The 18,519-nt window shown below is 69.4% G+C and carries 19 protein-coding genes; all 19 read right to left on the minus strand.

The genetic code is table 11. From position 1 onward, the window contains the following. Positions 1-214: 214 nt before the first annotated feature. Positions 215-688: a DUF2550 domain-containing protein gene (locus ACGFNH_RS09950; protein WP_393652550.1), complete on the minus strand. Its 474-nt coding sequence runs from the start codon at positions 686-688 to the stop codon at positions 215-217. Positions 689-840: 152 nt separating this feature from the next. Next, positions 841-1,221: a F0F1 ATP synthase subunit epsilon gene (locus tag ACGFNH_RS09955; protein WP_393652551.1), complete on the minus strand. Its 381-nt coding sequence runs from the start codon at positions 1,219-1,221 to the stop codon at positions 841-843. 124 nt (positions 1,222-1,345) lie between these two features. Next, positions 1,346-2,800, minus strand: a complete 1,455-nt coding sequence (gene atpD, locus ACGFNH_RS09960) for a F0F1 ATP synthase subunit beta (RefSeq protein ID WP_393652552.1) — start codon at positions 2,798-2,800, stop codon at positions 1,346-1,348. Between the two features lie 5 nt (positions 2,801-2,805). Continuing rightward, on the minus strand, positions 2,806-3,726 hold the full coding sequence (locus ACGFNH_RS09965; RefSeq protein WP_393652553.1) for a F0F1 ATP synthase subunit gamma: 921 nt from the start codon (positions 3,724-3,726) through the stop codon (positions 2,806-2,808). A gap of 2 nt (positions 3,727-3,728) precedes the next feature. Continuing rightward, the gene (gene atpA, locus ACGFNH_RS09970) at positions 3,729-5,300 is read right to left on the minus strand and encodes a F0F1 ATP synthase subunit alpha (protein ID WP_393652554.1); all 1,572 of its coding nucleotides are present in this window, start codon (positions 5,298-5,300) and stop codon (positions 3,729-3,731) included. Positions 5,301-5,417: 117 nt separating this feature from the next. Next, complete coding sequence (locus ACGFNH_RS09975; protein WP_393652555.1) at positions 5,418-6,233, minus strand: F0F1 ATP synthase subunit delta; 816 nt, start codon at positions 6,231-6,233, stop codon at positions 5,418-5,420. Beyond that, positions 6,230-6,772: a F0F1 ATP synthase subunit B gene (locus ACGFNH_RS09980; RefSeq protein ID WP_393652556.1), complete on the minus strand. Its 543-nt coding sequence runs from the start codon at positions 6,770-6,772 to the stop codon at positions 6,230-6,232. Before ACGFNH_RS09980 ends, ACGFNH_RS09975 begins: the two co-directional genes overlap by 4 nt. A 42-nt stretch (positions 6,773-6,814) precedes the next feature. Next, positions 6,815-7,063, minus strand: coding sequence for a F0F1 ATP synthase subunit C (locus tag ACGFNH_RS09985; protein ID WP_393652557.1), 249 nt, complete (start codon positions 7,061-7,063; stop codon positions 6,815-6,817). Positions 7,064-7,135: 72 nt separating this feature from the next. Then, complete coding sequence (gene atpB / locus ACGFNH_RS09990; protein ID WP_393652558.1) at positions 7,136-7,954, minus strand: F0F1 ATP synthase subunit A; 819 nt, start codon at positions 7,952-7,954, stop codon at positions 7,136-7,138. Positions 7,955-8,206: 252 nt separating this feature from the next. Further along, a complete protein-coding gene (locus tag ACGFNH_RS09995) occupies positions 8,207-8,644 on the minus strand; it encodes a hypothetical protein (protein WP_393652918.1) in 438 nt (145 codons plus the stop codon). Positions 8,645-8,967: 323 nt separating this feature from the next. Beyond that, positions 8,968-10,341 (minus strand): MraY family glycosyltransferase, encoded by a 1,374-nt coding sequence (locus ACGFNH_RS10000; protein ID WP_393652559.1) that lies wholly within the window; start codon positions 10,339-10,341, stop codon positions 8,968-8,970. Positions 10,342-10,599: 258 nt separating this feature from the next. Then, positions 10,600-11,469, minus strand: a complete 870-nt coding sequence (locus ACGFNH_RS10005) for a metallophosphoesterase family protein (protein ID WP_393652560.1) — start codon at positions 11,467-11,469, stop codon at positions 10,600-10,602. A 347-nt stretch (positions 11,470-11,816) separates the two neighbouring features. Beyond that, positions 11,817-13,223 carry a serine hydroxymethyltransferase gene (gene glyA / locus ACGFNH_RS10010; protein WP_393652561.1) on the minus strand — a complete coding sequence of 469 codons (1,407 nt, stop codon included), beginning with the start codon at positions 13,221-13,223 and terminating at the stop codon, positions 11,817-11,819. Between the two features lie 102 nt (positions 13,224-13,325). Then, entirely contained in the window at positions 13,326-14,045 is a 720-nt protein-coding gene (locus ACGFNH_RS10015) for a protein-tyrosine-phosphatase (RefSeq protein ID WP_393652562.1), read from the minus strand. Then, a complete protein-coding gene (locus ACGFNH_RS10020; protein ID WP_393652563.1) occupies positions 14,042-14,689 on the minus strand; it encodes an L-threonylcarbamoyladenylate synthase in 648 nt (215 codons plus the stop codon). The genes ACGFNH_RS10015 and ACGFNH_RS10020 overlap by 4 nt, the downstream gene beginning before the upstream one ends. Positions 14,690-14,745: 56 nt before the next feature. After that, positions 14,746-15,591 (minus strand): peptide chain release factor N(5)-glutamine methyltransferase, encoded by an 846-nt coding sequence (prmC, locus tag ACGFNH_RS10025; protein WP_393652564.1) that lies wholly within the window; start codon positions 15,589-15,591, stop codon positions 14,746-14,748. Between the two features lie 34 nt (positions 15,592-15,625). Beyond that, entirely contained in the window at positions 15,626-16,702 is a 1,077-nt protein-coding gene (prfA, locus tag ACGFNH_RS10030) for a peptide chain release factor 1 (RefSeq protein WP_393652565.1), read from the minus strand. Positions 16,703-16,798: 96 nt separating this feature from the next. Beyond that, positions 16,799-17,023: a 50S ribosomal protein L31 gene (gene rpmE, locus ACGFNH_RS10035; protein ID WP_393652566.1), complete on the minus strand. Its 225-nt coding sequence runs from the start codon at positions 17,021-17,023 to the stop codon at positions 16,799-16,801. A 149-nt stretch (positions 17,024-17,172) separates the two neighbouring features. After that, positions 17,173-18,294 (minus strand): LCP family protein, encoded by a 1,122-nt coding sequence (locus tag ACGFNH_RS10040; protein WP_393652567.1) that lies wholly within the window; start codon positions 18,292-18,294, stop codon positions 17,173-17,175. Positions 18,295-18,519: the final 225 nt, after the last annotated feature.

Raw genomic sequence — 18,519 nt, forward strand, 5'->3', positions numbered from 1 at the left:
TTCTTCAGGGAATGCAGCGGTGGCGGGGTCGACACCGAAGGCGCGACCGCGATCGGCAGCGGTCCGAAGCAGAGGGCCGGAGGGAGAAACTCCGGGGAGGAGGTGTCGCCCCGGCCTTCCGGTCTCTCGTCGACCGGGACCCCAGGACCACACCAGGACAGCCGGAACCCGGCGGCCGTCGGGACATTCGCCCCGAGCCGGTCCCGTGCGTCCTCTACGCGACGTTCACCCGCTGACCGGGCGGTGCCGCCTCGAGCCACGCCAGGAAGCCCGTCAGCGCGTCCTCGCTCATCGCCAGCTCCAGATGCGTACCGCGGTGCACACAGCCGAGGATGATCGCGTCGGAGAGCAGTGCCAGTTCCTCCTCGCCCTGCGGGGTACGGCGGGACAGCACCTCGATCGCGGAGCGCTCCAGGACGCGGCGGGGGCGGGGGTCGTACGAGAACACGCGGAACCACTCGACCCGGTCACCGCTGTAGCGCGCGACACCGTAGATCCAGCCCTTGCCCCTCGGGCCGTGGGCCTCCGGCCCGGCGTCCGGGTCCTCCGAGACGGGCACATTCCAGCACAGGCTGCAGTCGAACGTGCCGCCGGACCGCTGGATCAGCCTGCGCCGCAGACCGAAGACGAACAGTCCCAGCAGCACCAGTGCGATGACCACGCAGCTGACCAGCAGTGCGAGGAGCATCCTTCACCGACCTCCTCGCTTCGGGGGCACCGCCCAGCGGTAGCTGGGGGGGTACCGGACCGAGTATGACCTCTCGATCCGCCACAGCCGCGGACCGCTCTGGTGAGTCCCAGGGCAGTCCGCGGCTGAGTGACAATGGTTCGCCGGGCGGCTCAGCGGTTGCCTGCCGCCGTCGCGGCCAGCCGGATCTCGGCGCGCCGCTCGGCGGACGCGTCGGCATCCGACTTCGCCCGCTCCAGCGCGCGCTCGGCGCGGGCGATGTCGATCTCGTCCGCCAGCTCCGCGATCTCGGCGAGCACCGAGAGCTTGTTGTCGGCGAAGGAGATGAAGCCTCCGTGCACCGCAGCGACGACGGTACCGCCGTCGGTCGTACGGATGGTCACCGGGCCGGACTCCAGCACACCGAGCAGAGGCTGGTGGCCGGGCATGACGCCGATGTCACCCGATGTGGTGCGCGCAACGACCAGGGTGGCCTCGCCGGACCAGACACTGCGGTCCGCGGCGACCAGCTCGACGTGCAGCTCAGCAGCCAAAACGTGGCTCCTCGGGTCTCCACCTGCCGGAGCAGGTGCCCAGTTCGGTTACTGGGGTGTCAAGAATAACGGGCGTACGGGTCAGGGGCGGAGGCGGCCCACCCCTGACCCGCTCGAACCGGGCTCAGGAGACGCCCAGCTCCTTGGCCTTGGCCTTCAGGTCGTCCAGGCCACCGCACATGAAGAACGCCTGCTCGGGGAAGTGGTCGTACTCACCGTCGGCGATCGAGTTGAACGCGGCGATCGACTCGTCGAGCGAGACATCCGATCCGTCGAGACCGGTGAACTGCTTCGCCGCGTGGGTGTTCTGCGACAGGAAGCGCTCGATACGGCGGGCGCGGTGGACGACGAGCTTGTCCTCTTCGCCGAGCTCGTCGATACCGAGGATCGCGATGATGTCCTGGAGGTCCTTGTACTTCTGCAGGATCCCCTTGACGCGCGAGGCGCAGTCGTAGTGCTCCTGCGTGATGTAGCGCGGGTCCAGGATGCGGGACACCGAGTCCAGCGGGTCCACCGCCGGGTAGATGCCCTTCTCCGAGATCGGCCGGGAGAGCACCGTCGTCGCGTCGAGGTGCGCGAAGGTGGTCGCCGGAGCCGGGTCGGTCAGGTCGTCCGCCGGCACGTAGATCGCCTGCATCGAGGTGATCGAGTGGCCGCGGGTCGAGGTGATGCGCTCCTGCAGGAGGCCCATCTCGTCCGCGAGGTTCGGCTGGTAGCCCACCGCGGACGGCATGCGGCCGAGCAGGGTGGACACCTCGGAACCGGCCTGGGTGAAGCGGAAGATGTTGTCGATGAAGAACAGCACGTCCTGCTTCTGCACATCGCGGAAGTACTCCGCCATGGTCAGACCGGCCAGGGCGACGCGCAGACGGGTGCCCGGGGGCTCGTCCATCTGACCGAAGACCAGCGCGGTCTTGTCGAGGACGCCGGACTCCTCCATCTCCTGGATGAGGTCGTTGCCCTCACGCGTACGCTCACCGACACCGGCGAACACGGAAACGCCCTCGTGCAGCTTCGCCACACGCATGATCATTTCCTGGATGAGAACGGTCTTGCCGACGCCGGCGCCGCCGAACAGACCGATCTTGCCGCCCTTGACGTACGGGGTCAGCAGGTCGACGACCTTCAGGCCGGTCTCGAACATCTCGGTCTTGGACTCGAGCTGGTCGAAGGCCGGAGCCGTGCGGTGGATCGGCCAGCGGTCGGACTCGTTGCCGTTCTCCTCCGGGAGGTTCAGCACCTCACCAAGGGTGTTGAACACCTTGCCCTTGGTGAAGTCGCCGACCGGGACGGTGATGCCGTTGCCGGTGTCGGTCACCGCGGCCTGGCGGACCAGACCGTCGGTCGGCTGCATCGAGATGGCACGGACCACGCCCTCGCCCAGGTGCTGGGCGACCTCGAGGGTCAGGGTCTTGGTCTTGCCCTCCTCGGTCGGGTCCATGACCTCGACGGTGAGGGCGTTGTAGATCTCCGGCATCGCGTCGACGGGGAACTCCACGTCGACGACCGGGCCGATGATCCGCGCGACGCGACCCGCGGCCACGCCGGCGGAAGCGGTCGGCTCAACAGTGGTGGTCATAGTTGTCAGTCACTCCCCGCGGTCGCGTCGGCCAGGGCACTCGCGCCACCGACGATCTCGCTGATTTCCTGGGTGATGTCGGCCTGGCGGGCCGCATTGGCAAGCCGCGTGAGCGACTTGATGAGATCCTCGGCGTTGTCGGTCGCCGACTTCATCGCACGGCGGCGGGCGGCGTGCTCGGAAGCGGCCGACTGCAGCAGCGCGTTGTAGATCCGGCTCTCGACGTACCGGGGAAGCAGAGCGTCGAGGACGTCCTCGGAGGACGGCTCGAAGTCGTAGAGAGGAAGGATCTCGCCCTTCTTCTCGTTCTCCTCGGTCTGCTGGTCCGCCTCGAGGCTGAGAGGCAGCAGCCGGCGGTCGATCGGCGTCTGCGTCATCATCGACACGAACTCCGTGAAGACGATGTGCAGCTCGTCGACGCCGCCCTCGGCCGTTTCCTTGGTGACGGCCTCGATGAGCGGGGCCGCGACCGCCTTGGCATCCGCGTACGACGGGTTGTCGGTGAAGCCGGTCCACGACTCGTCGACCTTGCGGCCGCGGAAGCCGTAGTAGGCGACACCCTTGCGCCCGACGACGTAGGTGACGACCTCCTTGCCCTCGGCGGTGAGCCGCTCGGTGAGCCGCTCACCCGCCTTGATGGCGTTGGAGGAGTAGCCGCCCGCCAGACCACGGTCGCTCGTGACGAGCAGGACCGCGGCCCGGGTCGCGTTCTCCACCTCGGTGGTCAGCGGGTGCTTGGTGACGGAGCCGGTGGCCACCGCGGTCACCGCGCGGGTCAGCTCACTCGCGTACGGCGACGAGGCGGCGACCTTGCGCTGCGCCTTGACGATCCGCGACGCGGCGATCATCTCCATCGCCTTGGTGATCTTCTTGGTGGCGGTGACGGACTTGATGCGGCGCTTGTAGACCCGAAGCTGGGCGCCCATGCTCAGTCCTCACCCAGCAGCTTGCCGTCCGAGGTCTCGAACTGCTGCTTGAAGGAGGCGACGGCGTCGGCCAGGGCCTGCAGGGTGTCGTCGGACATCTTGCCGCCCTCGCGGATGGAGGTCAGCAGGCCCTTGTGCTCACGGTGCAGGTAGTCCAGCAGCTCGCGCTCGAACCGGCGGATGTCCTGGACCGGCACATCGTCCATCTTGCCGGTGGTGCCGGCCCAGATGGAGACGACCTGGTCCTCCGTCGAGTACGGGGCGTACTGGCCCTGCTTGAGCAGCTCGACCATGCGCTTGCCGCGCTCCAGCGAAGCCTTGGAGGCCGCGTCCAGGTCGGAGCCGAAGGCGGCGAAGGCCTCGAGCTCGCGGTACTGGGCGAGGTCCACACGGAGGCGGCCGGAGACCTGGCGGACGGCCTTGTGCTGGGCGGAACCACCCACACGGGAGACCGAGATACCGACATTCAGCGCCGGGCGCTGGCCCGCGTTGAACAGGTCGGACTCCAGGAAGCACTGGCCGTCGGTGATGGAGATGACGTTGGTCGGAATGAACGCCGAGACGTCATTCGCCTTGGTCTCGACGATCGGCAGACCGGTCATCGAGCCCTTGCCCATCTCGTCGGAGAGCTTGGCGCAGCGCTCCAGGAGACGGGAGTGCAGGTAGAAGACGTCACCGGGGTAGGCCTCACGGCCCGGCGGGCGGCGCAGCAGCAGGGAGACGGCGCGGTAGGCGTCGGCCTGCTTCGACAGGTCGTCGAAGACGATCAGTACGTGCTTGCCGTCGTACATCCAGTGCTGGCCGATGGCCGAGCCGGTGTACGGGGCGAGGTACTTGAAGCCGGCCGGGTCGGACGCCGGAGCCGCGACGATCGTCGTGTACTCCAGGGCACCGGCCTCCTCCAGCGCGCCGCGCACGGACGCGATGGTGGAGCCCTTCTGGCCGACGGCGACGTAGATGCAGCGGACCTGCTTGTTCGGGTCGCCGGAACGCCAGTTGTCGCGCTGGTTGATGATCGTGTCAACAGCCAGGGCGGTCTTGCCGGTCTGGCGGTCACCGATGATCAGCTGACGCTGGCCGCGGCCGATCGGGGTCATGGCGTCGACGGCCTTGAGGCCCGTCTCCATCGGCTCGTGCACCGACTTACGGGCCATGACGCCCGGGGCCTGCAGCTCGAGGGCGCGGCGGCTTTCGGTCTCGATCTCGCCGAGACCGTCGATCGGGTTGCCCAGGGGGTCGACGACCCGGCCCAGGTACCCCTCGCCGACGGCGACGGACAGGACCTCACCGGTGCGGCGCACCGGCTGACCCTCCTCGATGCCGCTGAACTCGCCGAGAACGATCGCACCGATCTCGCGCTCCTCGAGGTTGAGGGCGAGGCCGAGGGTGCCGTCCTCGAACTTCAGCAGCTCGTTCGCCATGGCCGAGGGGAGACCCTCGACCTTCGCGATGCCGTCTCCGGCAACGCTGACCGTCCCGACCTCCTCGCGCGAGGCCGCGTCCGGCTTGTACGACTGGACAAAGTTCTCCAGCGCGTCCCGGATCTCCTCCGGCCGGATCGTGAGCTCCGCCATCTGGGTTCCCTGCTCTCCTTGTTGGGCCCGAAGTCTTTTGGGGATCTGGGGGCGACCCCCAGAGGACTCTGCACGGCCCAACTCGGGCCGCTGTGAATCGTGTTGAGTTGGTGGTGGTCAGCCGGCCATCCGCCGGGCCACCTCGTGGAGGCGGTCGGCGATGGTCCCGTCGATGACCTCGTCGCCGACCTGCACCGAGATCCCGCCGAGGACGCCGGGGTCCACGTCGAGATTCAGATGCATCGGCCGGCCGTACATCGTGGCCAGGGCCGCGCCGAGGCGCTGCCGCTGCTGGTCACTGAGCGGCACCGCGGAGGTGACGACCGCGACCATCCGGTTCCGGCGCTCGGCGGCCAGCTTGGAGAGGCCCTCGAGCCCTGCCTCCAGGCTACGGCCCCGCGGCCGGGTCACAAGGGTGACCACCAGCCGGACGGTGACCGGATTGGCCCGGCCGCCCAGCAGGCTGCGCACCAGCTCCGCCTTGGCGGAGGCCGTTGCGGCACGGTCGGTGAGCGCGGAACGCAGGTCCGGCGTGGACGAGACGATCCGGCCGAACCGGAACAGCTCGTCCTCGACGTCGTCGAGAGCGCCCGTCCGCTGCACCGTCACGAATTCGGCGCTCGCGGCCAGCTCCTCGATGGCGTCGACCAGGTCGCGCGACCGGGACCAGCGGGAACGGACCATGCCGGACACCAGGTCAACGGCCTCGCCGCCGACCTGGCCACCCAGCAGGCGCCCCGCCAGCTCGGCCTTGGCCTCACCGGCCTGCGCCGGGTCGGTGAGGACCCGACGCAGCGACACCTCGCGGTCGAGCAGCCCCGTGACGGCGACCAGGTCCTCGGCGAGCTTCTCCACGTCGACGGACGTGTTGTCCGTCAGCGCGTCGAACCGCTCGCGCGCGGAGGCCTGTGCCTCGCGGCTCGCTCCATTCATCGGGCTGCCTCGGCCTTCTCCTCGAGGTCGTCGAGGAAGCGGTCGATCACACGGCTCTGCCGGACCTGGTCCTCGAGGGACTCACCGACGAGCTTGCCGGCCAGATCGGTGGCGAGGGCGCCGACGTCCTGGCGCAGCGCCGCGGCGGCCTGCTTGCGCTCTGCCTCGATCTGGGTGTGACCGGTGGCGACGATCTCCTCGCGCTGCCGCTGGCCTTCCGCACGCATCTCGGCGATGAGCGCGGCGCCCTGCTCCTGCGCCTCCTGGCGCAGACGCGCGGCCTCGTGCCGGGCCTCGGCAAGCTGAGCCTTGTACTGCTCGAGCGTGTCCTGGGCCTCGGCCTGAGCTGCCTCGGCCTTCTCGATCCCGCCCTCGATCTGCGTGCGGCGCTCGTCCAGAACCTTGTTGATGTTCGGGAGGAGCTTCTTTGCGAGGAAGCCGAAGACGATGGCGAAGGCGATCAGGCCGATGACGACTTCTGGAAGCGCGGGGAGAAGTGGATTCTGCTCCTCCGCCGCAACCTGTACCAGGGCGTTCACATCAGTGCCTTTCGTCGAATCGGGCAGGTAGGTATGCCGCGATTACTTCGGCACCGGGTAGACGAACGGCATGACCAGACCGATCAGGGCGAGCGCCTCACAGAGCACGAAGCCGAGGATCTGGTTGGCACGGATCAGACCGGCAGCTTCGGGCTGACGGGCAAGCGCCTGGGTGCCGTTGCCGAAGATGATGCCGACGCCGACGCCGGGGCCGATGGCGGCGAGGCCGTAGCCGATCGCGCCGAGGTTGCCCTGGATGTTGACCGCGGCGAGGGTCTCAAGAGCGGACATGCCGTATCTTCCTTCTCTTTACGGACCGATGGGGGTTGGCCACCGGACGACTTTCGGTTTGGGGCTGGCTGCTCAGTGGTGCTCGGCGAGAGCGCCCTGAATGTAGTTGCAGGCCAGGAGGATGAAGACGTACGCCTGCAGGGCCTGGATGAACAGCTCGAAGGCCGTCAGCAGGATGACCATGGCGAACGAGACGCCGGCGTACGCGATGCCGATGCCGTTGAGCATGTACCAGGTGGCGATGGTGAAGATCAGCAGCAGCACGTGCCCGGCGAACATGTTCGCGAAGAGCCGGACCGCGTGCGTGAAGGGCCGGATCAGCAGGTTCGAGAAGAGCTCGATCAGCATGACCATGGGAAGGACCGGGCCGAGCGACTTGTCGTAGCCGGCGATGTTCTTCCAGCCGCCGACGAAGCCGTGACGCTTGAAGGTCAGGCCCACCCACAGGACATAGACGATCAAGGCCAGCGCCACCGGGAACCCGATGATCGACGGCACCGGGAACTGGGCGAGCGGAATGATCGCCCAGATGTTCATGATCCAGATGAAGAAGAACAGCGAGACCATGAGGGGGACGTACTTCTCACCCTCGCGCTTGCCGAGCGTCTCGTAGACGACACCGCGGCGCACGAAGTCGTAGCCGGCTTCGCCCACCATCTGGAGCTTGCCGGGGATGACCTTCGGCTTGTTGAACGCGGCCCAGAAGAATCCGATGACGGCGACGGTGCTGACCAGCGCCAGCAGCATGGGCTTGTTGAACTCGATGCCGCCAGCGTGGAACAGCGGCTGGAAAAGGAAGGAGTGCAGCCCAGGGGACACTTCATTGAAGCCGCACCCGTCGAAGATGTGGCAATCGGTCTCGAAGGCGAGCGTCATCTGGTCAGCACTCACCGCGAGCTCCTTCAGCGTGGCGCATAGGTACGGCAACCTCGATGTGTCGGCGCGGCAGGAAGCCGCGGGTCGGCACTGGACTGGTCTTACGAATGTGGGGGCGACTGTTCGGACCGAGCGCGTGGATCGGCCGCTGAGAGAACCCGCTCTGTTCCTTGGAACCGGAGAACTCTGCCGCCTGCGCCCGCGATGCCGCAACTGGCACCGGACGATAGCAGGCGCTCAGGCCTTCCTTTATCCCGGCCCTACCCGTCACGCCGCGGACCCCGTGGGCTCGGACGTGCGGTCGTCGGCGGAATCCGGCTGAACGTAGAGGATCTTGGCCTTCATGTGGGCCCTGATCATCGACGCGACCCACGTCAGGGTTGCGGCGATGAGCGCGATGGCGAAGGCCCGGGGGTTGAACATGGTGGTGTCCTTGAACACCGCCATGAAGATGAAGAGCAGCAGGATCTGCGCCGTATAGAGGGCCAGGCCCATCATCTGGAAGAGCTGCGGCAGGGCCCTTGCCGTGCGCAGCAGAACGGCCAACCCGACCCCCATGGCCGCGATCACCACCAGCGTCCCGACGCCCGCTCCGATCGCCGCCTTTTCGCCGCCGAGTACGCCACCCGCAACGACGGCGATCACGCCGACGGCGGCTGTGGGTACGGCAGTTTGAAGAAGCGTTCGGGCGTCGTTTGACTGCATGGCGGCAACTCCGCTCGGGGTTGGGGCGAGTGTCGTCATGGACGAGAGTAGGGGCCTGTTGAGGTCACACCTCACACCGAAGGACCGTCCAACTGGAGGCGCTTCGGTGCTGGCCACCGGGTTTCGTGAACGGTATCACAAACTATTTGATGAGGTCTTTACCTAGTTGGTGTGCTGCCCGTCACACAGACGAGCTACCTCGCGCACTGATGAGCTGACGCGAAGTTCCGCATCCCCTATGGGTGTTATGCCCGTCTTACGTGACGGGATCGCGCCACCACCTACGCCGGAAACAGCCAACTACGTGATCGATTCCTGCCCGATCACCAATTGCGGGAGCGGCCGCCGATCGCGGTCGCGCCCGCCGGGATGCGCGTCGTGGTGGGCTTCTCCGGATCCCCCGACGTCTTCCCCGCGCCGTCCGCGGTGGTGCCGTTCTCGCCATTGCTCCGCGCGGACACCCCTTCCAGCACCGGGAGTTCGGCCTCTGCGGCCTCTGCGGCCTCTGCGCCTTCCTCCGTACGGCGCCCGCGGCGGTAGCGGGGCGGGACGAAGGAGTTCGCCCACCGCGGGGTGCGCGGGGTGAAGCGCGGCATCAGCAGCAGGAGCAGGCCGACGGCGCTCAGCGCGACCACACTGAGCACGATCCAGAGGTTGGCCGAGTGCACCGAGTAGCCGACAGCGCCGAAGGCGATCAGCGCCGACCAGAAGTACATGATCAGCACGGCCCGGCTGTGGGAGTGACCGATCTCCAGCAGCCGGTGGTGGAGGTGGCCGCGGTCGGCGACGAACGGCGACTGGCCCTTCCACGTACGGCGGACGATCGCCAGCACCAGGTCCGCCACCGGCACCATCAGCACCGTGAGTGGCAGCAGCAGCGGGATGTAGACGGGCACCGTCGCGTGGACCGCCGCCCGCTCCGATCCCTCGAAGAAGAGGCTGAGTGCGTCGGGGTCCACCTGGCCCGTGATGGAGATCGCGCCCGCGGCCAGCACCAGGCCGATGAGCATCGAGCCGGAGTCGCCCATGAAGATCCGCGCGGGATGCATGTTGTGCGGCAGGAAGCCCAGGCACATGCCCATGAGGATCGCGGCGAAGACGGTGGCCGGTGCGGCGGCCTCCAGCCCGTAGCCGAACCACATGCGGTACGCGTAGAGGAAGAACGCCGCGGCCGCGATGCAGACCATGCCGGAGGCGAGACCGTCCAGGCCGTCCACGAAGTTCACGGCGTTGATGGTGATCACGACGAGGGCGACGGTGAGCAGCGTGCCCTGCATGGAGGTGAGTGCGACCGATCCCACGCCGGGGACCGGGATCCACAGGATCGTCAGACCCTGCATGACCATGACGCCCGCGGCGATCATCTGGCCGCCGAGCTTCACCAGGGCGTCCACGCCCCACTTGTCGTCGAGGACCCCGAGCAGCCAGATCAGCGCGGCACCGGAGAGGAGTGCGCGGGGCTCGTTGGAGACCTCGAAGACCTTGCCGACGTTGGGTAGGTGTGCCGCGACGAGCAGTCCGGCGCACAGTCCGCCGAACATCGCGATCCCGCCGAGCCTCGGGGTCGGCTCACGGTGCACGTCACGGGCGCGGATCTCCGGCATGGCCCCGATGGCGATGGCGAACTTCCGCACCGGCCCGGTCAGCAGGTATGTCACCGCGGCCGTGACGCACAGCGTCAGCAGATATTCACGCACCGATTCCCCAGACGTTTCGAGGTCCTACCAGGCCACACCCTAGGCCAGGGGTGGGCCGCACGCAGGCAAGCCCTGGATGGCTGCTCAGAGGGTAGCCCCGGCCGTACCGCATGTCAGGCCGTGGTCCTCCGCGTCCCAGGATGCCCGTACGCCGGTCCTAACGGACCGGTACCGGCCCTTCCGTGACGGACTTCATGATGAACAGCAGCCGGTCCGGGACAACTTCACAGGACGCGGACGGTGAACGCGCCTCCCGGCTCAGCAGCGCTCCTCCGCCCCGACCGGGATCTCGTGCAGCCGCGGGCTGGGGTGCCCGGGGCGGCTCCACTCGCGCGGGTAGCCGACGGAGACCTCCTCGAAGCGCACGCCGTCGTACCAGGTCGTCCGGGGGATGTGGAGATGGCCGTAGACGACCGCGGCGGCGCGGAAGCGGCGGTGCCAGTCCGCGGTGCGCACGGTCCCGCACCACTGCGCGAACTCCGGATAGCGCAGGACCCGCGTCGGCTCGCGCACCAGCGGATAGTGGTTGACCAGGACGGTCGGCAGGCCGGGGTCCACGGCCTCCAGCCGCGCCTCGGTCTCGGCGACCCGCGCCTCGCACCACGCGTCCCGGCTGGGGTAGGGGTCGGGGTGCAGCATGAATTCGTCCGTGCACACCACGCCCGCCTTCTCGGCCTGGGCGAGCGACTCCTCCTTGGTGGCGGCGGTCTCGGTCCTGAACGTGTAGTCGTAGCCGACGAACAGCGGCGCGACGACCGCGGGGCCACCCGGCCCTTCCCACACCGCGTACGGGTCCTCTGGCGTCAGCACGCCGAGGCCGCGGCAGATGTCCACGAGGTGGTGGTAGCGCGCGACGCCGCGGAGCTGGACCGGGTCCGCGCGGTGGGTCCACAGCTCGTGGTTGCCCGGCGTCCAGACCACCGTGGCGAAGCGGTCCTTCAAGGTCTCCAGGGCCCAGGAGATGTCCTCGACCTTCTCGGCGACGTCGCCGGCCACGAGGAGCCAGTCGTCCCGGGATTCCGGGCGCAGCCCTTCGAGGAGGGTGCGGTTCTCGGTGTACGCGATGTGCAGGTCGCTGATGGCGAGCAGGCGCCCGTGTCCCATGGTCACCGCCTCCCGGACGCGCATTCGGGGGCGTGGGCCCGCGCCGGGGCCGAACGCGCCCTGCGGGGGCGGGACTTGCAGGAATTCGCTGGTGCTGGCAACGAGGACTCCGAGCGCTCACCGACGTCTGGCACGATCCGGCGTACCGGACGAAGCGGTACGGCCTCTCCCACCTTCTCGCAGCGGCCCGCGGAATTCCGTGGGATGCGGCGGTGGCACGCCGTCCGCCTCGTGAGTTCACTCACACCCCGAACTTCACTGCACGTCACAGGAGTCACAGGAGTCGCAGAAGTCACCGGCCGTCATGTGGACGAAGGGACAGCCGCCGTCACCGGCGCTCCGGCCGTCATCCCCGAGGAACGGTGCCCCGCTCACCCCTCCGCCGGGTACGGGGGGAACGCCTCCGCGAGTTCCGTCGCCTGCGGGCCCGCACCCGGGTCGTCCCGCAGCGCCGCCCCCAGCAGTTTCGCGATCCGCCGCATCTCGGTCTCCCCCATCCCCTGGGTGGTGACCGCCGCGGTCCCGAGCCGGATACCCGTGGCAGGGGCGGGCGGTGGGGCTCCCTGGGGCAGACAGCAGGAGTCCAGGACCATACGGGCGGCGGCGCAGCGGCCCCGCGCGGTGCGTCCGTCGAGGTCCAGCGGGGCCACGTCGGCGGTGATCATGTGGGTGTCGGTGCCGCCGGTGGTGACCGCGACGCCCTCGGCGGCGACGGCCTCGGCGAGCGCCTGCGCGTTGGCGACGACCGCCTGCGCGTACGCGGCGAACGCCGGGGTCGCCGCCTCCCCGAAGGCCACCGCCTTGGCCGCGATGGTGTGCATCTGCGCACCGCCCTGGGTGAAGGGGAACACGGCCCGGTCGATCCGCTCGGCCAGGTCGGCGCCGCACAGGATGAGCCCGCCGCGGGGTCCGCGCAGCACCTTGTGCGTGGTCGCGCACACCACGTCGGCGTACGGCACGGGGTTCGGCGCCACGCCGCCGGCGATGAGCCCCATCGGGTGGGCGGCGTCGGCGATCAGATAGGCGCCGACGTCGTCCGCGATGGAGCGGAAGGCGGCGTAGTCGGGGTGCCGGGGGTAGGAGATGGAGCCGCAGACGATGGCCTTGGGCTGGTGCTTGCGGGCCAGGCGCCGGACCCGGTCGTAGTCGATCAGTCCCGTCTCCGGGTGGACGCCGTATCCGACGAAGTCGAACCAGCGGCCGGAGAAGTTCGCCGGGGAGCCGTGGGTGAGGTGGCCGCCGTGCGGGAGGGCCATGGCCAGCACGGTGTCGCCGGGGCGGAGCAGCGCCGCGTAGGCGGCCAGGACGGCCGAGGAGCCGGAGTGCGACTGGACGTTGGCGTGCTGGGCGCCGAAGAGGGTGGTGGCCCGCTCGACGGCGAGACGTTCCGCGAGGTCGACCAGCTCGCAGCCTCCGTGGTGGCGGTGGCCGGGATAGCCCTCGGCGTATTTGTTGGCCAGCGGCGAGCCGAGCGCCGCGAGCACGGCGGGCGAGGTGAAGTTCTCGGCGGCGATGAGCTGCAGTCCCGCCGACTGCCGCTCCAGCTCGGCGAGCAGCAGCCCGGCGAGCTCGGGGTCCTGGCGGCGCAGCATCCCGAAGTCCGGGCCCCAGGTGGCTTCCGCGGAGGAGTCGGTGATCGCCTCGGGACGAGCGCGGGCCCCGGCCCCGCCGCGATCCTCCGGATGTGCGGCGGATCCGGCCGGCCGCACGCCGGTGGCGGATGTGTCGGCTCGGGCGCCGGGCTGCGCCCCCTGGCTGCCTGATGTTTTGACCGGCATCGCGTGCTCCGGGCCTCGGGTGGGTGCACTGCCAGGGAGGAGTGCACCGGGCGTCGACACCCAATCTAGGGCCGCCGAGCCGGGGCCGCGCGGTGTGTGCGGCTATCCGTTCCCCGCCGGAGGGCAGGTGGCGGCGGGAACGCCGGTCAGCGCCGTGACGACCGGGTCGAGCGCCTGGTGGATGTCGTCGCCGATGCTGCGGAAGAAGGTGATGGGCGCGCCGTACGGGTCGTACACCTCGTCGGCGTCCGGGCTCGGCGCGAGCAGCCAGCCGCGCAGGGCCGCCGCCGCCTGGACCAGGGCGCGGGCCCTGCCCACGACAGAGCCGGAGGGCGCGGGGTCGGGCAGTGTCGCGAGGTCTATCGCCCGTACGAGCCGGGTGAACTCCTTGAGGGTGAAAGTGCGCAGCCCCGCCGAGTGCCCCATGGAGATCACCTGCGCCCGGTGGTCGCGGGTCGCGGTGAGGACGAGGTCGGCGCGGATGACGTGTTCGTCGAGCAGTTCGCGGCCGGTGAAGCCGGACGGGTCGGCGCCGAAGTCGGTGAGGACGGTCGAGGCGTGGGCCTCCATCGGGGCGCCCTCGTGGCCCCAGGTGCCCGCGCTCTCCACGATGAGCCCGCCCGTCGTGGCGCCCTCTCCCCCACGCTGCGCCGGCGGCGCCCCGGCGGCGCGGGGACGGCTCCCGAGCCGGTGCGCCAGGGCATGCCGCGTCAGCCGCTCGGTGATCGGCGAGCGGCACACGTTGCCGGTGCTGACGTGGAGGATGCGGAAGGTGTCGTACGTTCCGGTGCCCGCTATGCCACGCCCCTCAGGGGCTGTCAATTGGCCACCTCGAGGTCGGGTACGACCTCCCGGAGCTGCTCGGCGCTCAGCGCGCCCGCGCGCAGCAGCACCGGCAGCTTGCCCGTCACGTCCACGATCGAGGACGGTACGGCGGCCGGGGTCGGGCCCCCGTCGAGGTAGACGGAGACGGAGTCGCCGAGCATCTCCTGGGCGGCGTCGCAGTCCTGGGGAGAGGGGTGTCCCGTGAGGTTGGCGCTGGAGACGGCCATCGGGCCGACCTCGTTCAGCAGCTCGATGGCGACCGGGTGCAGCGGCATCCGCACCGCGACCGTCCCGCGCGTCTCGCCCAGATCCCACTGCAGGGACGGCTGGTGGCGGGCGACGAGGGTGAGGGCACCGGGCCAGAAGGCGTCGACGAGTTCCCATGCCTGCTCGGAGAAGTCCGTGACCAGGCCGTGGAGGGTGTTCGGGGAGCCGACGAGGACGGGCGAGGGCATGTTGCGGCCGCGGCCCTTGGCCTCCAGCAGGTCACCGACGGCCTCGGAGCTGAAGGCGTCCGCGCCGATCCCGTAGACGGTGTCGGTGGGCAGCACGACCAGCTCGCCGCGGCGGACGGCGGAGGCGGCTTCGCGCAGACCGGCGATGCGGTCGGTCGCGTCGGTGCAGTCGTAGCGCCGTGCCATCTAACGGGCCTCTCTGTTCCGGGACTTGGGGCGTGGGGGCGGTCCGCCGGGCGCTGTCATGGCGTGGCCCGGCGGGCCGTGGCGAACCGCGGCCGCTTGTTCAGGTCGGGATGGTCCGCGGCATCGGCCCAGCCCCGTTCCTCGGTGAAGATCCACGGCACTTGGCCTCCCTGGGTGTCGGCGTGCTCGATGACGACGACACCTCCCGGGCGCAGCAGCCGGTGAGCGGTGCGCTCGATGCCGCGGATGGTGTCCAGTCCGTCCTCCCCCGAGAAGAGGGCGAGTTGGGGGTCGTGGTCACGGGCTTCGGGGGCGACGTACTCCCATTCGGTGAGCGGGATGTACGGCGGGTTGGAGATGACCAGGTCGACCTGGCCGTCCAGTTCGGGGAAGGCGGTCAGGGCGTCGCCGTGCCGGAGCCGGACGCGGGAGCCCTCGACGTTCTTGGCCGCCCACTGCAGGGCGCCCTCGTCGAGTTCGACGGCGTGCACGCGCGAGCGGGGCACTTCCTGGGCGAGGGCGAGCGCGATGGCGCCGGAGCCGGTGCACAGGTCGACGATCAGCGGCTCGACGACGTCCATGGCCCGTACGGCGTCTATGGCCCAGCCGACCACGGACTCGGTCTCGGGGCGGGGCACGAAGACGCCCGGCCCCACCTGGAGTTCGAGGTAGCGGAAGAACGCTCGGCCGGTGATGTGCTGGAGGGGCTCGCGGGCCTCGCGGCGGGCGACGGCCTCCCAGTAGCGGGCGTCGAAGTCGGCGTCCGCCACCGTGTGCAGCTCGCCCCGCTTGACGCCGTGGACGAACGCGGCGAGCTCCTCCGCGTCGAAGCGCGGCGAGGGCACGCCGGCATCGGCCAACCGCTGGGTGGCCTGGGCCACCTCGGCGAGCAGCACGTTCACGTCAATCCTCCAGCGGGGTTCGTCACGAAGCCGGTTACTGCGCGGCCGCCAGCTTCGCGGCGGAGTCGGCGTCGACGCACGCCTGGATCACCGGATCCAGCTCGCCGTCGAGCACCTGGTCCAAGTTGTACGCCTTGAAGCCGACCCGGTGGTCGGAGATGCGGTTCTCCGGGAAGTTGTACGTCCTGATGCGCTCGGAGCGGTCGACGGTGCGGACCTGGCTGCGCCGGGCGTCCGACGCCTCCTTCTCGGCCTCCTCCTGGGCGGCCGCGAGCAACCGGGCGCGCAGGATGCGCAGCGCCTGCTCCTTGTTCTGGAGCTGGCTCTTCTCGTTCTGGCAGGAGACGACGATGCCAGTGGGGAGGTGGGTGATGCGGACGGCGGAGTCGGTGGTGTTGACCGACTGGCCGCCGGGGCCGGAGGAGCGGTAGACGTCGATCCGCAGGTCGTTCGCGTTGATCTCGACGTCGACGTCCTCGGCCTCGGGCAGGACGAGGACACCGGCCGCGGAGGTGTGGATGCGGCCCTGGGACTCGGTGGCGGGCACGCGCTGCACGCGGTGCACACCGCCCTCGTACTTCAGCCGGGCCCAGACGCCCTGGCCGGGCTCGGCTGCGCCGCCGCCCTTGGTCTTCACCGCGACCTGGACGTCCTTGTAGCCGCCGAGGTCCGACTCGTTGGCCTCGATGATCTCGGTCTTCCAGTTGCTGCGCTCGGCGTAGCGCAGATACATGCGCAGCAGGTCGCCGGCGAACAGGGCGGACTCGTCGCCGCCTTCGCCGGCCTTGATCTCGAGGATGACGTCCTTCTCGTCGCTGGGATCGCGCGGGACGAGCAGCAGCCGCAGCTTCTCGGTCAGCTCCTCGCGGTGCTTCTCCAGCTCCTTGACCTCGGCCGCGAAGTCCGGGTCGTCGGCGCCGAGTTCGCGGGCGGTCTCGATGTCGTCCCCGGCCTGCTTCCAGGCGCGGTAGGTGGCGATGATCGGAGTGAGTTCCGCGTACCGCTTGTTGAGCTTCCGCGCGGTGTCCTGGTCCGCATGGACTGCCGGGTCGGCGAGCCGCTTCTCGAGGTCGGCGTGCTCACCGATCAGTTCCTCGACCGCCTCGAACATCGTTTTTCCTTTGCGTGAAGAAGGGGGTCCGGCCATCGCAAAAGCGCCGGTCCGGCCGCCCGGGAGGGGCGGCCGAGGACCGGCGCTAGTGAGTCGCTACTTCTTCGCGGACGCGGCGCTCTTGCCGAAGCGAGCCTCGAAGCGGGCCACACGGCCACCGGTGTCCATGATCTTCTGCTTGCCCGTGTAGAACGGGTGGCACGCGGAGCAGACGTCGGCGCGGATGCTGCCGCCGGACACCGTGCTGCGCGTGGTGAACGAGGCTCCGCAGGTGCAGCTCACCTGGGTCTCGACGTACTCGGGGTGGATGTCGCGCTTCAAGGGATCTCCTAGGTTCGGGAGGGCTCCGGGTCGCAGCGGGCGGGATGCCCATGCGTGAACCGGGGCCGACGTACCAGTCTGCCAGGACCGGTCGTGTCCTCCAAAACCGGGGTACGTGTCCCGGTATTCCCGGCGCCGTTTCCGGGGCCTCAGGAGCCCTCGACGACACCCTCCGTCTCGGCCGTGTCACTGGCCGTTCCCTTGGTCGCGGAGGCCGGTATCGGCTTGTCCGCGCGCAGCGCCGCCCAGACGGCGTCGGCCTGCTCGGTCATCGGGATGACGCGGTTGGGATCTTCCTTGTCGTACGCCACGGGCAGCGTCGCCATCCGTACGTCCTTGGCGTCGATGCCCTTCAGGCCCTTGCTGAAGCCGAGGAGCTTGTTGACCGAGGCAAGCTCGGAGTCGGTGGTGACGGTGCTGGTCGCGGTGTCGGCGACTCCGTAGAGCTTGCGGGGGCTGCCGAACAGGTCGATGTCCTTGACCTGCGTGATCAGCGCCTTCATGAAGGCCTGCTGGAGCTTGATCCTGCCCAGGTCGCTGCCGTCGCCGACCGCGTGGCGGGTGCGGACGAGGCCGAGGGCCTGCTCGCCGTTCAGCTTGTGCGTGCCGGGCCGCAGGTCGAGGTGGCTTTCCTTGTCCTTGATGGCCTGGCTGGTGGTGACCGGCACTCCGCCGAGCTCGTTGATGAGCTTCTTGAAGCCGGAGAAGTCGACCTCGAGGTAGTGGTCCATGCGGATGCCGGACATCTTCTCGACGGTCTTGACCGCGCAGGCGGGGCCCCCGACCTGGTACGACTCGTTGAACATCGCATGCTTCGCGGCCGGGGCGGTGCCCTTGCCCCCGGTCTTCCTGCACTCCGGGCGGCTGACCATCGTGTCGCGGGGGATGCTCACGACGCTGGCCTTCTTGTGGCCCTTGTAGACGTGCAGGATCATCGCCGTGTCGGAGCGGGAGGTGCCGTCGTCCGCGCCGTACTTGGCGTTGGCGCCCTTACGGCTGTCCGAGCCCATGATCAGGATGTCCATGGATCCGTTGTCGACGTTCCGGGGGCGGTCGGTGCCCAGGGCCGCGTTGATGTCGATGCCCTTGAGGTTGCCGTCGAGCTGGAAGTAGACGAAGCCCATGGCGCCACCGCCGGCCAGCACCAGGCCCACGGCGGACCAGGCCGCGATGGTGACCGCCCTGCGGCCGCGACCGGGCGGCTTACGGCGCCGCCCGGTGGCTCGTATGCCACCGGGCCGTGATTCCTTTGCGCTGCCCTCGTCCGCCATGTGCTCCTCAGTCCTCGCTGGTCTTCACCGGGTTCCCCTGCAAACCCGACCGACACGGCCATATGGGTAGTCGGCCAAGTGCGGAATGTCGTCACCTGTCAGGACGACGGGTCCCGGAGCGAGGTTCAGGCTCGCACGGCGCCCTTGGGGGCCCTCGGGCCCGGAATCCGGGGGTACCATGCGGGCCCTCGGAGCGGAAAATCGGCTCTCACCTGCGGGTTCACC

Source organism: Streptomyces sp. NPDC048639 (genome assembly GCF_043199075.1).
Lineage (GTDB): Bacteria > Actinomycetota > Actinomycetes > Streptomycetales > Streptomycetaceae > Streptomyces.

What these genes read in the sequence shown, in the direction of transcription:
- ACGFNH_RS09965 (WP_393652553.1), bottom strand. Translation starts at nt 3,726, where the DNA reads ATGGGCGCCCAGCTTCGGGTCTACAAGCGCCGCATCAAGTCCGTCACC.
- ACGFNH_RS10020 (WP_393652563.1), bottom strand. Translation starts at nt 14,689, where the DNA reads ATGGCACGGCGCTACGACTGCACCGACGCGACCGACCGCATCGCCGGT.
- prfA (WP_393652565.1), bottom strand. Translation starts at nt 16,702, where the DNA reads ATGTTCGAGGCGGTCGAGGAACTGATCGGTGAGCACGCCGACCTCGAG.
- atpD (WP_393652552.1), bottom strand. Translation starts at nt 2,800, where the DNA reads ATGACCACCACTGTTGAGCCGACCGCTTCCGCCGGCGTGGCCGCGGGT.
- ACGFNH_RS09950 (WP_393652550.1), bottom strand. Translation starts at nt 688, where the DNA reads ATGCTCCTCGCACTGCTGGTCAGCTGCGTGGTCATCGCACTGGTGCTG.
- ACGFNH_RS10040 (WP_393652567.1), bottom strand. Translation starts at nt 18,294, where the DNA reads ATGGCGGACGAGGGCAGCGCAAAGGAATCACGGCCCGGTGGCATACGA.
- atpA (WP_393652554.1), bottom strand. Translation starts at nt 5,300, where the DNA reads ATGGCGGAGCTCACGATCCGGCCGGAGGAGATCCGGGACGCGCTGGAG.
- glyA (WP_393652561.1), bottom strand. Translation starts at nt 13,223, where the DNA reads ATGCCGGTCAAAACATCAGGCAGCCAGGGGGCGCAGCCCGGCGCCCGA.
- ACGFNH_RS09975 (WP_393652555.1), bottom strand. Translation starts at nt 6,233, where the DNA reads ATGAATGGAGCGAGCCGCGAGGCACAGGCCTCCGCGCGCGAGCGGTTC.
- ACGFNH_RS09995 (WP_393652918.1), bottom strand. Translation starts at nt 8,644, where the DNA reads ATGCAGTCAAACGACGCCCGAACGCTTCTTCAAACTGCCGTACCCACA.
- ACGFNH_RS10005 (WP_393652560.1), bottom strand. Translation starts at nt 11,469, where the DNA reads ATGCGCGTCCGGGAGGCGGTGACCATGGGACACGGGCGCCTGCTCGCC.
- ACGFNH_RS09985 (WP_393652557.1), bottom strand. Translation starts at nt 7,063, where the DNA reads ATGTCCGCTCTTGAGACCCTCGCCGCGGTCAACATCCAGGGCAACCTC.